The organism is Sphingopyxis solisilvae, from assembly GCF_015475875.1.
Taxonomy (GTDB): Bacteria; Pseudomonadota; Alphaproteobacteria; order Sphingomonadales; family Sphingomonadaceae; genus Sphingopyxis; species Sphingopyxis solisilvae.
Genome location: NZ_JADKYM010000028.1, coordinates 20,812 through 32,745 on the forward strand (window position 1 = coordinate 20,812; position 11,934 = coordinate 32,745).

The following is an 11,934-nucleotide window of genomic DNA, read 5'->3' on the forward strand; positions in this document are numbered from 1 at the left end:
CCTACTCTCCCCTCCCTGGAAGGGAGGGAGAAGAGCGATCACGCCGTCTTGCGTAGCGGCTCGGCGCCCTCGGTGTCCGAACCCGTATCAGGCGCCGTCGGCGGCAGCATCGGCGTGCGGAGCAAGCCGCGCTCGGCGAGCAGGCGTTCGGTGTCGGCGGCCGAGGCCGCGCGGCCGAAATACCAGCCCTGCCCCTTCGCACAGCCCAGCCGCGTCAGTTCGATCGCGGTCGCCTCGTCCTCGACCCCCTCGGCGGTGATCGGCATCGCCAGGCTTTCGCCTAGCCGCACGATCGCGACGACAATCGCCTGCGCGTCGGCGCTGCCGCGCATTGCATTCACAAAGCTGCGGTCGATCTTGATCCGGTCGAACGGCAGCGCGCGCAGGTGCGACAGCGAGCTGTAGCCCGTGCCGAAATCGTCGAGGCTCAGCGATACGCCCTGATTTTTCAGGCTGGTGACGATCGAGCGGACGAGCGGCAGGTTTTCGAACAGCGAACTTTCGGTGATCTCGACCTCGAGCTGGCTCGCCGGGAATCCGACCTCGACCAGCAGCTTGGTCAGCTTCTGGCTGAACCACGGGTCTTTCAGTTGTTGCGGCGAGATATTGACCGCGAGCATGATCGACGGATCCCAGCGTTTGGCGATTTCCATCGCCTGGCGGATAACCTGCAGCGACAATTCGCCGATCAGCCCGCTTTCTTCGGCCACCGGGATAAAGCGTTCGGGCGGGATCATCCCATATTCGGGCGAATCCCAGCGCATCAGCATCTCGAACCCGACCAGCCGCCCGCTTGCGATATCGACCTGCGGTTCGAAATAGGGGACGAACTCGCCGCGCGGCATCCCGTCGCGGATGCCGGTTTCGATCTGGTTGCGGACCTGCACCGCCATTTCCATGCCGGGCTCGAACCAGCAAAAGCGGTTCCGCCCCTCGTCCTTGCAATTATACATTGCGATATCGGCCTGACGGACCATCGTTTCCATCGTCACGCTGGCATCGTCGGCGAGCGAAATCCCCAGCGAGGCGCCGATGCGGATCTGCTGCGCGTCGTGTGCGACGGTATTTTCCAGCGCCGCGACCAATTCGGCGGCCAGTGCCTCGATCGAGGGCCGCGCCGACGGCTCGAACGCCAGCATCGCGACAAATTCGTCGCCGCCCAGCCGCGCTTTGGTAGCGTTGGGCGGCAGGATGGCCGAGATGCGCTCCGCCGCGACCTGCAACACGCGGTCGCCTGCGGCGTGGCCGTGGATATCGTTGACCGTCTTGAAATGATCGAGGTCGAGCAGAAACAGCGCGACCTGACGCTTGTCGGCAATTGCGGCAGCAATTTGCTGCTGTCCGGTGGCGAGCAGCGACCGGCGGTTCAGGAAGCCGGTCAGGGGGTCGGTGTCGGCCAGATATCGCGCCTGCCGCTCGGCCTCCGTGCGCTCGCGGATTTCGCGGCGCAGATCTTCGTAGCGGCGCCACCCGAACAGGATCAGCGCGATATTCAGTACGACCGCGGCGGACAGCGTGCGATCGGGGCCGCCGCCAAGACCGATCAGCGTGCGCACCGCCGCCTCCATCACGGTTCCGCCGGTGCCCACGAACAACAGGATCGCGGCGACGACGATGCCGCCGGCCACAATGTCGCGCTTGGCCCCGGTGCTGCGGTCCGGTTGCTGCCGCGCTGTCGTCATATCGTCTTTCCCCACCATCCTTATTGTCATGCCGCCAAGCCGTGAAATTTGGGTTAAATCACCGCCGGTTTCGCCTTGCTTGCCATCAGCGGGCGATCGGTGTATTGGCGCCCCGTTCGGACGCCTGTTGCGGACGAACATATCGATGTCCGCGACGGAAAGTCTGTCCACGGATAGCCGCTGGTTGGCGAGGTTTCGCTCACCGGCGTCTTTTGCGTTGCGGGCGTCAGAAGGGTTGAAAAAGGCGCATGTTCGACAGTCTGAGCAACCGGCTTGGCGATGTTTTCGGAAAGCTCCGCGGCCGCGGCGCGCTGACCGAGGCCGACGTGCGCGCGGCGATGCGCGAAGTGCGAATCGCGCTGCTCGAAGCCGACGTCGCGCTGCCCGTGGTGCGCAGCTTCGTCGATCAGGTCACCGAACTCGCGATCGGCCAGAACGTCCTGCGCTCGGTCACCCCGGGGCAGCAGGTGGTCAAGATCGTCAGCGACGCGCTGACCGAAATGCTCGGTTCGGAAACGGCCGAGCTTGACCTCAATGTCGCCCCGCCCGCGGTCATCATGATGGTCGGCCTGCAAGGCTCGGGTAAAACCACCACCACCGCCAAGATCGCCAAGCGGCTCAAGGAAAAAGAGCGCAAAAAGGTGCTGATGGCGTCGCTCGACGTCAATCGCCCCGCGGCGCAGGAACAGCTCGCCGTTCTCGGTCAACAGATCGACGTCGCAACGCTCCCCATCGTCGCGGGCCAGCAGCCGGTCGAAATCGCCCAGCGCGCGATGCAGGCAGCGAAGCTTCAGGGCTTCGACGTCCTGATGCTCGACACCGCGGGCCGCCTCCACGTCGACCAGCAGCTGATGGACGAAATGCAGGCGGTGTCGCGTACGGCGAACCCGGCTGAAACCCTGCTCGTCGTCGACAGCCTGACCGGTCAGGACGCGGTACAGGTCGCGCAGCGCTTCGCCGACCAGGTGCCGCTCACCGGCGTCGTGCTCACCCGCATGGACGGCGACGCGCGCGGCGGTGCGGCGCTGTCGATGCGCGCCGTCACCGGCAAGCCGATCAAATTTGCGGGTACCGGCGAAAAGCTCGACGGGCTGGAGCTTTTCCAACCGTCGCGCATTGCCGGTCGCATCCTTGGCATGGGCGACGTCGTCAGCCTGGTCGAGCGCGCTGCCGAAACGATCCAGGCCGACGAGGCCGAGGCGATGGCGGCGAAGATGGCCAAGGGCCAGTTCGACCTCAACGACCTCAGAACCCAGCTCAACCAGATGCGCCGCATGGGCGGCCTTGGCGCCCTCGCGGGCATGATCCCCGGGATCAAAAAAGCGCAGGTCGCGATGGCGCAGGGCGGCGCCGACGACAAGATGCTGATCCATTTCGACGCGATCATGGGGTCGATGACCCCCAAGGAACGCGCCAAGCCCGAAATCCTGACCGCGAAGCGCAAGATCCGGATCGCCAACGGGTCGGGCACGACGGTGCAACAGGTCAACAAGGTGCTGAAGATGCACCAGGAAATGGCCACCGCGATGAAGAAGATCCGCAAGATGGGCGGGCTGAAAGGCCTCGGCGCGCTGTTCGGCAAGGGCGGCGGCATTCCCGGCATGGGGGGTGGCATGGGCGGAATGCCCGGCCTTGGCGGCGGCGGGTCGATCCCGCCGGAACTCGCGAATTTTATGAATAAAAAGAAGTAATTAAATCCGGTTTTCAGTTTCTAGTTTCAGTTTACAGACAAAGGAAAATATCATGGCTACTGCTATTCGCCTCGCCCGCGGCGGCTCGAAAAAGCGTCCCTATTACAAGATCGTCGTTGCCGACTCGCGCAGCCCGCGCGACGGCCGCTTCATCGAACGCATCGGCAGCTACAACCCGCTGCTCGCCAAGGACGATCCGGAGCGGATCAAGCTTGACGCCGATCGCGCCAAGCATTGGCTGAGCGTCGGCGCCCAGCCGAGCGACCGCGTCGCCCGCTTCCTCGACGCCGCCGGTGTCCAGGAACGCGCCGCACGCAACAACCCCAACAAGGCCGTCCCGGGCGAAAAGGCCAAGGAACGCGCCGAGGAAAAAGCCCAGAAGCTGGCTGACGCCGAAGAAGCCGCAGCCGCTGCTGCCGCCGCTCCGGCGCCCGAACCCGAAGCAGTCGAAGAAGCTGCTCCCGCTGAAGAAGCTGCCGCCGAAGCGCCTGCCGCCGAAGCGCCTGCCGCCGAAGCGCCTGCCGCCGAAGCGCCTGCCGCCGAAGCGCCTGCCGCCGAAGCGCCTGCCGCCGAAGAAGCTGCCGCACCCGAAGCTGCGGAATCGGATGCCACCGGTTCGGTGAAGAGCGAAGCGACCGCCGAAGCGGTGGCCGAAGCCGTCGCCGACGAAGTGCCTGCCGACGCGACCGCCGAAGATGCGACCGCGATCGCCGAAGAAGTCGCCGAAGGCGGCCCGGTCGCTGCCGAAGCTGAAGAAGCCCCGGCTGGCGAAGAAGAAGCCAAGGCCTAAGCCTTGTCACGCGCCGATCGCCCCGTCACCCTGGCCGCCATCGCCGGCGCGCACGGGGTGCGGGGCGAGGTGCGGCTGAAACTGTTCGGCGAAGGCGCGGAGGCTCTCCGCGCCTTTTCCGTTTTCGACGCGGGCAACCGCCGGCTAACCCTGAAATCGGTGCGCCCCGCCAATCAGGGCGCCGTCGCAACCTTCGCCGAAATCACCGACCGCAGCGCCGCCGAAGCTTTGCGCGGCACTCTGCTCACCGTCCCGCGTTCGGCGCTGCCGCCGCTGGCCGGGGGCGAATATTATTACCACGACCTGATCGGCCTGCCGTGCGTGTCGACCGACGGCCTTGCGGTGGGCGAGGTGGTCGCGATCGACAATTTCGGCGCGGGCGACATCCTCGAAATCGCCAAGCCCGACGGTAAACGCTTCATGGTACCGATGAACGTGCGCGCGGTGCCGACATGGAACGACGACGGCATGACAATCGACGCGGCATTCGTCGAATAGGCAACCGGTATCTCATCGCCCGTTGCCGCCGCTGTGGCGCGCTGATAGCGTCCCCGCACCATAGGGGAGGCAGAACATGAGTTGGACTTCGGGCTTGGCTTTGACATTGCTGCTGGCGGCGCCGTTGTCCGCGTTCGCGCAGGATGCCCCGCCCAAAACCCTCGCGCAAATCACCCCCGAAATCGACGCGCTGTTCGCCCGATATCAGGCCGACGCGCATATTCCCGGCATGGCGTACGGCGTCGTCAAGGATGGCAAGCTGGCCTATGTAAAGGGTGTCGGGGTCCAGAACCTCGACGACAAGAGCGCCGTCACTGCCGACAGCCGGTTCCGCATCGCGTCGATGACCAAGGCGTTCACCGCGCTCGCGATCCTCAAGCTGCGCGACGATGGCAAGCTGCACCTCGACGACCTCGCCGAAGACCATGTCCCCGAAATGAAGGGCTGGGTCTATCCGACCACCGACAGCCCGCGTATCCGGGTGCGCGACCTGCTCCACCATGTCGGCGGGCTGGTGACCGACGACCCGTGGGGCGACCGGCAACAGATATTGCCGCAGGATGATTTTACGAGGATGATCGCCGCCGGCGTGCCGTTCAGCCGCGCGCCGCAGTCGGCGTTCGAATACTCCAACTATGGCTATGCGCTGCTTGGGCGGATCATCGCCAACGCGTCGGGCATGGATTATGCCGATTATGTCCGGCAGGCGATCCTGACCCCGCTCGGCATGACGAGCAGCGGTTTCGACGTGACAAAGACGCCCAAGGCCCATTACGCCCGCGGCTATCGCTGGGAAAATGAGCGCTGGTCGCCGGAACCCGAGATGATCGACGGCGCCTTCAACGCGATGGGCGGCATGCAGGTCAGCGCCAACGACTATGCCAAATGGGTCGCCTTCCTGCTGTCGGCTTGGCCGCCGCGCGACGACGCCGACACCGGCCCGGTCAAGCGCGCGACCGTGCGCGAGATGGTGCAGGGCCTCAATTTCATGTCCGTTGCCAACCGGATCGGCACCAGCGGCGCCAGCGCCTGCAAACAGGCCGCCGCTTATGCGATGGGCTGGCGCGTCGCGCAGGACTGCGACCTCGGGCTGACGCTGGCGCACGGCGGCGGCTATCCCGGCTATGGCAGCCATGTGATGCTGATGCCCGACCATGGTGTCGGGGTGTTCGCGCTGTCGAACCGCACCTATGCCGGACCGTCGGCGCCCGCGTGGGATGCGGCGGTGGCGATGGACAAAGCCGGGTTGCTGACCGGCCGCGCGCAGCCGGTGACGCCCGCCGTTGCCGATGCGTTTGCCGCGGCGCGGGCTGCTTATGCCGCGGGCAATCTGGCGCCGCTCGACGGCAAGCTGGCGATGAATTTTCTCATGGACCGCTCGGCGGCGAACTGGGCGGCCGAACTCGCGCGGCTCAGGGCAGAGGTGGGCGATTGCCCGATCGCCGAACCGCTGGCACCGACCGGAGCCTTGTCGGCGGCGTTCCGCCTGATCTGCGACCGGGGCAAGCTCGACGGGATGCTGCTCCTGGCGCCGACGAGCCCGGCGACGGTGCAGGCGCTGCGCTTTCGCGTCGTGACGCCCTGACGCCCGCCGTCACGCCGCCTCGATAAACACCACCCGGTCACGCCCACTTTCCTTGGCGGCATAGAGGTTGATGTCGGCCGATTTCATCGCCGCGCCGAAACTGGTGCCGCGCCCGATATGGACCAACCCCATGCTGGCGGTCACCGGTCGTTCGAGCAGCGGCACCATCTGTTTGACATAGGCACCGATGCGCTGGCGCAGCCGTTCGGCCTCGGTCGCCACCGCCACGGCGGGGCCGCGGAACAGCAGCGCAAATTCCTCGCCGCCGACCCGCGCCGCCAGCGCCGTCCCCGATCCCAATGCGACCCCTGCGGCAAAGATCACCCGGTCGCCGACATCATGGCCATGATGATCGTTGATCGCCTTGAAATGGTCGAGGTCGACCAGCGCGATCGCCACCGGCGGATCACCGTTGAAACTTTCCTCGATCGCGCGCCGGTTGGGCAGGCCGGTCAAGGGATCGGTGTGCGCAATGATGCGCATCGCCTCGGCCTGCGCGCGTGCCTCCTGCCGCTCGCGGCGCAGGCGGACGAGGCGGTCGAGAATGCCGAGCGCGGTGAGCATCACCTCCAGCCCCAGCGCCGGGAACAGCAGGAACAGGAAAGCGTCGAAAGGGCGTCCCAGCACGATGTCGTGGAACAGGCTGACCCCGTAAACCCCGCCGATGCCGCTCCACGCCGCGGCTTGGTAGCGCGCCGTGCGGCTGCCGCGGCGCAGCGCCATGATGACCGCGGCGGCACATAATCCCAGCATCGCGAGCAACAGCATGTTGCGCAGCGCCATATAGGCGGGCGGACAGTCGGCGATCAGCATCGCCGGGGTGGTCGCCAGGATTAACATGGGCGGCCAGCCAAGCAGGCGGCGGATGCGCGGCCCGACCGTACCCGGTTCCAGATAGCGGCGCAGAAACGGGCCCGACACCACGACGCTCAGGTCGAAAAAGATACAGATCCACACCTGCCGCGCAAAACTGTCGGGCGTCAGCCATGGTCCCATCGCCAGCGGTGAAAGCGCGAGAACGAGCGCGAAATAGGACAGCGTGCGCGCGCTCTGCCAGATCAGAAAGCGTTCGCGCAGCAGGCGGTAAAAGACGCCGTTATAAACCAGCGAAAAGAGCAAAAGTCCCAGAAAGATGCCGGTGAGGACACCGTCCCACGACATGCTGGTCGCGCTGGCGAACGACGATTGCGCCCGCGCCGGTGCGGCGGCGGCGAACAGCCCCGCGCTTGCCATAGCGATACGTGCGCCAAGCGCCATGCGACCCCCGTCCATTCGATCGGGAACGCTAGGCGCGAAGCGGCTGATTTTTGGTTAACGGTGCGCTCACCGTTTGCCGGGCCGCCGATGGCGCGAAGTTTGTCGAAGGGCACCGGGAGAGGGGGCCGCGGCGGGGACTCCCTTCGACAAACTTCGCGTCATCGACGGCGGGGCGCGGTCGGCGGCACGATCAGATATGCCGGCCGGGAACGCCGATGCGCGAACGGACATGGGCCTCGCGGCGGCGGCGCACCCGCGTGACGGCGCCCGCCAGCGCAACAAAGCAACGATCGAGATCGTCGCAGAACCCCTTGTGACCCTCGTTCCAGGTCCGCATCCAGATTTCGTCATTCATGGTCAGTTTCCTTTCATCGTGACGCCGCCCAAATGCGCTTTGGTGGCGCCGATCGCCAACAAAAGCTTTGCGCTATATCATAAGTTGACCTTATATATCGCGATGAGCCGCATTCCGCCCCTCGCCGCTGTCCGTGCCTTTGAAGCGGCTGCCAGATTGCAGAATTTTTCGCGCGCGGCGGAAGAGCTCGGGCTGACGCAGGCGGCGGTCAGCTATCAAATCCGCCAATTGGAAGACCGGCTCGGCCGCGCCCTGTTTGTACGCGAAAAAGGCCGGGTGCGGCTGTCGGAAACCGGCCAGCGGTTGCTCCCGGCGATCAGCGGCGCTTTTGCCGCGATGGCCGATGCCTTTGCCGCGCTGGGCGCCGACGAGGCCGATGTGCTGACGATCGACGCGGTGACGAGTTTCGGTGGCGCCTGGCTTGCCTCGCGCATCGGTCGTTTCCAGCTGGCCTATCCCGATCTGGCAGTGCGTCTGTCGATGTCGAACCGGATCATCGATTTCGACGCGTCGAACGTCGATGTTGCCATCCGCATCGGCAGGGGCGACTGGTCCGGATTGCGGGTCGACTTTCTAATGCGTCAGGCGATCGCTCCGATCTGCTCGCCGGCCTTTGTCGCCGCCGAGCGGCTTGCCGAGCCCGCGGACCTGTTGCGCGTCGAGCGCCTGGCCCCGAACGACAGCTGGTGGGCCGACTGGTTCGCGACCGCGGGCGTCCAGACGCCGCCGCCCCCGACGCGGAGAGGCATCGAACTCGACAGCCAGCTGCAGGAAGCCAGCGCGGTGCAGGCGGGCTTCGGCATTGCGATGATGACCCCGCTTTACTGGCAGGCCGAAATCGACAGCGGACGATTGGTTCAACCGTTCGACATAGCGCACGACACCGGCCGCGGCCTGTGGCTCGTCCACCGCGAAAACCGCGTCGGGGTCCGCAAGATCGAACGCTTCCGCGAATGGCTGCACGCGGAGCTGGCGAGGGATCGCGACCGGTACCCCGAGGCGCTGTGGCGGCCGCTTGAGTAATCGTCTCGACAGCCGGTGTCGCAATGTATATACATGATGTATATACGGAGCCGTCCATGACCAAAGAATATCGTGCCAAAGTATTCAAATCGGGCAACTCGCTCGCGCTGCGTCTGCCTAAGGCGCTGGGGATCGAGGACGGGACCGAGATGATTGTCCGTGAAGAGCGCGGCAAGTTCCGTTTTGAACCGGCCAACAAGCCAAAAGCCAAAATCGACATCAGCGGCTTTGCTGGGAAGGCGCCAGGTCTCAAACTCGCGCCGCGCGAGGATTTCGAGGAACGCCCGAGCACCATTGCCGCCCGTGAGGCGGCGAAACTGGCCGAGGCGGTCAAGAAGGCGTGATCCGCTATCTGATCGACGCCAATTCGGCGGTTTATGCAATGGATGTCGGGCATGAGGTGCTGACGGCGCGGATCGCGGATTGCTCGCCTGGCGAGATTGCAATGTCGACCGTCAGCTATGCCGAGGTCGCTTATGGCACCTACGTAGGTAAGCCGCCGCCGCCCGAGATACTTGAGGCTTTCGTAGCAGCCATCCCGCTTGTTGCCTTCGACGAAGCCGCAGCGCGCGAATATGCGCGTCTTCCCTTCAAACGGGCGCGTTTCGATCGCTTGCTCGCTGCCCACGCGCTCGGCATCGGCGCCGCCGTGATCACCAACAACGAAGCCGACTTCGCCGACGTGCCGGGGCTGACGGTCGAGAATTGGACGTTGCCATGACCTTCACCGCCGTCCCGCTGACCCTTTACCCCGACATGTTCCCCGGCCCGCTTGGCCACAGCATGGCGGGGCGGGCGCTCGAAAGCGGGACGTGGAATTGCGCGCCGGTGCAGATCCGCGATTTCGCGACCGACAAGCATCGCACCGTCGACGATACGCCCGCGGGCGGCGGAGCGGGGATGGTGCTCAAGGCCGATGTGCTGGCGGCGGCGGTCGACCATGCGGTCGCGGCGCATCCCGGGCTGCCGGTGCTGGCGATGACCCCGCGCGGGACGCCGATCACGCAGGCGCGGGTGCGCGACCTCGCGGCCGGTCCCGGCGCGATCATCCTGTGCGGCCGGTTCGAGGGATTCGACGAACGCATTTTCGACGCGCGCCCGATCAAGCAGGTGTCGATGGGCGATATCATCCTGTCGGGCGGCGAGATGGGCGCCCTGCTCCTCCTCGATGCTTGCATTCGCCTGCTTCCCGGCGTAATGGGCGCGGCTTGCAGCGGCGACGACGAATCGTTCGAAAACGGTTTGCTCGAATATCCGCACTATACCCGGCCCGTTCATTGGGAAGGGCGCACGATCCCCGAAGTGCTGCGATCGGGGGATCATGCGAAGATCGCCGCCTGGCGGAAACACCAGGCGGAAGTGACAACACGGTTACGCAGGCCGGACCTTTGGGAGCGCCATGAGGGCGCTCGGGACCGACCTGCCTCTGGCGCGCGGCAAAAGAAGAAGGACTAGAGGCATGAACCTCATCCAGACGATCGAAGCCGAAGAAATTGCCAAAGCGGCAAAGACCATTCCGACCTTTCGCCCCGGCGACACGCTGAAAGTCGGCGTGAAGGTGGTCGAAGGCGAACGCACCCGCGTCCAGAATTTCGAAGGCGTGTGCATCGCACGCTCGAACAAGGGCATGGGCTCCAACTTCACCGTGCGCAAAATGTCGTTCGGCGAAGGTGTCGAGCGCGTGTTCCCGCTCTATTCGCCCAACATCGACAGCATTACCGTCATCCGCAAGGGTGCCGTGCGTCGTGCGAAGCTTTACTATCTGCGCGGGCGCACTGGTAAATCGGCGCGTATTGCGGAGCGCCGCGATTACCGGTCGGAAGCCGGCGAAGGCTAAGGAGAGCTTCTCTCACCCAAAGCCGAAACAGCTTTCCAAAACGACCGGTTCCGCCAACAGGCAGAACCGGTCGTTTTTCATTTCAGCATCAGCATAAAGGGCATAACAAATGGGTTACCGGATCGTCGTCGCGGGTGCGACGGGCAATGTCGGGCGCGAAGTGCTCGCCATCCTTGCCGAGCGCGAATTTCCCTATGACGAGATCGCCGCGGTCGCGTCGTCGCGCAGCCAAGGCGACGACATCGAAATCGGCGACACCGGCAAGACCGTCAAATGCCAGAATATCGAGAATTTCGACTGGTCGGGCTGGGACATGGCGATTTTCGCAATCGGCAGCGAAGCGACCAAGATCCACGCGCCCAAGGCCGCCGCGGCGGGCTGCGTCGTCATCGACAATAGCTCGCTCTACCGCATGGACCCCGACGTGCCGCTGATCGTGCCCGAGGTAAACCCCGACGCGATCGACGGCTATAAAAAGCGCAACATCATCGCCAACCCCAATTGCTCGACCGCGCAGATGGTCGTCGCGCTGAAGCCGCTGCACGATGCCGCAAAGATTACCCGCGTCGTCGTGTCGACCTATCAGTCGGTGTCGGGCGCCGGCAAGGCGGGCATGGACGAGCTGTGGAACCAGACGCGCCAGATCTTCGTCGGTGACGAAAAGGACATCCAGAAGTTCACCAAGCAGATCGCCTTCAACGTGATCCCGCACATCGACAGCTTCCTCGACGACGGCTCGACCAAGGAAGAGTGGAAGATGGTGGTCGAAACGAAAAAGATCCTCGATCCCAAGATCAAGGTCACCGCGACCTGCGTCCGCGTCCCCGTCTTCGTCGGCCATTCGGAAGCGATCAACATCGAAATGGAGCGCGAACTGTCGGCCGAGGACGCCCAGCGCATCCTGCGCGAAGCCCCTGGCGTCGTCCTCCACGACAAGCGCGAGGATGGCGGCTACATCACCCCCGTCGAATGCGTCGGTGACTTTGCGACCTTTGTGTCGCGCGTCCGTGAAGACCCGACGGTCGAAAACGGCCTCAACCTGTGGTGCGTTTCGGACAACCTGCGCAAGGGGGCGGCGTTGAACGCGGTCCAGATCGCCGAGTTGCTGGGGCGTCGGCATCTGAAGAAGGGCTAATCGCGCCCTCCGAATTCCGTTCGTGTCGAGCGAAGTCGAGACACGCCGAAGGCACGCGCGAACGAAGCGTGTCTCGACTTC

The 11,934-nt window shown here is 65.0% G+C and carries 12 protein-coding genes and 1 pseudogene; 10 read left to right on the forward strand and 3 right to left on the reverse strand.

Annotated elements, in window-relative coordinates; genetic code table 11:
• Window positions 1-38: 38 nt before the first annotated feature.
• The gene (locus IR187_RS15120; RefSeq protein WP_194955416.1) at window positions 39-1,682 is read right to left on the reverse strand and encodes a putative bifunctional diguanylate cyclase/phosphodiesterase; all 1,644 of its coding nucleotides are present in this window, start codon (window positions 1,680-1,682) and stop codon (window positions 39-41) included.
• 248 nt (window positions 1,683-1,930) lie between these two features.
• Here IR187_RS15120 and ffh point away from each other — a divergent pair, with 248 nt between their 5' ends.
• The 4 genes and pseudogenes from ffh to IR187_RS15140 all read left to right on the forward strand — a co-directional run bounded on the left by ffh (window position 1,931) and on the right by IR187_RS15140 (window position 6,246).
• A complete protein-coding gene (gene ffh, locus IR187_RS15125) occupies window positions 1,931-3,373 on the forward strand; it encodes a signal recognition particle protein (protein WP_194955417.1) in 1,443 nt (480 codons plus the stop codon).
• Between the two features lie 52 nt (window positions 3,374-3,425).
• Window positions 3,426-3,899: pseudogene (gene rpsP / locus IR187_RS16915) on the forward strand (30S ribosomal protein S16); the annotation flags it as partial.
• Window positions 3,900-4,166: 267 nt separating this feature from the next.
• Entirely contained in the window at window positions 4,167-4,661 is a 495-nt protein-coding gene (gene rimM, locus IR187_RS15135) for a ribosome maturation factor RimM (RefSeq protein ID WP_194955419.1), read from the forward strand.
• A gap of 76 nt (window positions 4,662-4,737) precedes the next feature.
• Window positions 4,738-6,246, forward strand: coding sequence for a serine hydrolase domain-containing protein (locus IR187_RS15140; protein ID WP_194955420.1), 1,509 nt, complete (start codon window positions 4,738-4,740; stop codon window positions 6,244-6,246).
• 9 nt (window positions 6,247-6,255) lie between these two features.
• On the opposite strand, the gene IR187_RS15145 is transcribed toward IR187_RS15140, so the two are convergent.
• Together IR187_RS15145 and IR187_RS15150 are read right to left on the reverse strand one after the other, a co-directional pair.
• On the reverse strand, window positions 6,256-7,503 hold the full coding sequence (locus tag IR187_RS15145) for a sensor domain-containing diguanylate cyclase (protein ID WP_194955421.1): 1,248 nt from the start codon (window positions 7,501-7,503) through the stop codon (window positions 6,256-6,258).
• Between the two features lie 190 nt (window positions 7,504-7,693).
• A complete protein-coding gene (locus IR187_RS15150) occupies window positions 7,694-7,858 on the reverse strand; it encodes a hypothetical protein (RefSeq protein ID WP_194955422.1) in 165 nt (54 codons plus the stop codon).
• 102 nt (window positions 7,859-7,960) lie between these two features.
• Here IR187_RS15150 and IR187_RS15155 point away from each other — a divergent pair, with 102 nt between their 5' ends.
• The 6 genes from IR187_RS15155 to IR187_RS15180 all read left to right on the forward strand — a co-directional run bounded on the left by IR187_RS15155 (window position 7,961) and on the right by IR187_RS15180 (window position 11,853).
• Window positions 7,961-8,881, forward strand: a complete 921-nt coding sequence (locus IR187_RS15155) for a LysR substrate-binding domain-containing protein (protein WP_194955423.1) — start codon at window positions 7,961-7,963, stop codon at window positions 8,879-8,881.
• Window positions 8,882-8,937: 56 nt separating this feature from the next.
• Window positions 8,938-9,225, forward strand: coding sequence for an AbrB/MazE/SpoVT family DNA-binding domain-containing protein (locus IR187_RS15160; RefSeq protein WP_194955424.1), 288 nt, complete (start codon window positions 8,938-8,940; stop codon window positions 9,223-9,225).
• On the forward strand, window positions 9,222-9,602 hold the full coding sequence (locus tag IR187_RS15165; RefSeq protein WP_194955425.1) for a type II toxin-antitoxin system VapC family toxin: 381 nt from the start codon (window positions 9,222-9,224) through the stop codon (window positions 9,600-9,602). Before IR187_RS15160 ends, IR187_RS15165 begins: the two co-directional genes overlap by 4 nt.
• Window positions 9,599-10,336: a tRNA (guanosine(37)-N1)-methyltransferase TrmD gene (gene trmD / locus IR187_RS15170; RefSeq protein ID WP_194955426.1), complete on the forward strand. Its 738-nt coding sequence runs from the start codon at window positions 9,599-9,601 to the stop codon at window positions 10,334-10,336. The genes IR187_RS15165 and trmD overlap by 4 nt, the downstream gene beginning before the upstream one ends.
• Window positions 10,337-10,340: 4 nt before the next feature.
• Complete coding sequence (gene rplS / locus IR187_RS15175; protein WP_058816170.1) at window positions 10,341-10,718, forward strand: 50S ribosomal protein L19; 378 nt, start codon at window positions 10,341-10,343, stop codon at window positions 10,716-10,718.
• A gap of 109 nt (window positions 10,719-10,827) precedes the next feature.
• Window positions 10,828-11,853 (forward strand): aspartate-semialdehyde dehydrogenase, encoded by a 1,026-nt coding sequence (locus IR187_RS15180; RefSeq protein ID WP_194955427.1) that lies wholly within the window; start codon window positions 10,828-10,830, stop codon window positions 11,851-11,853.
• Window positions 11,854-11,934: the final 81 nt, after the last annotated feature.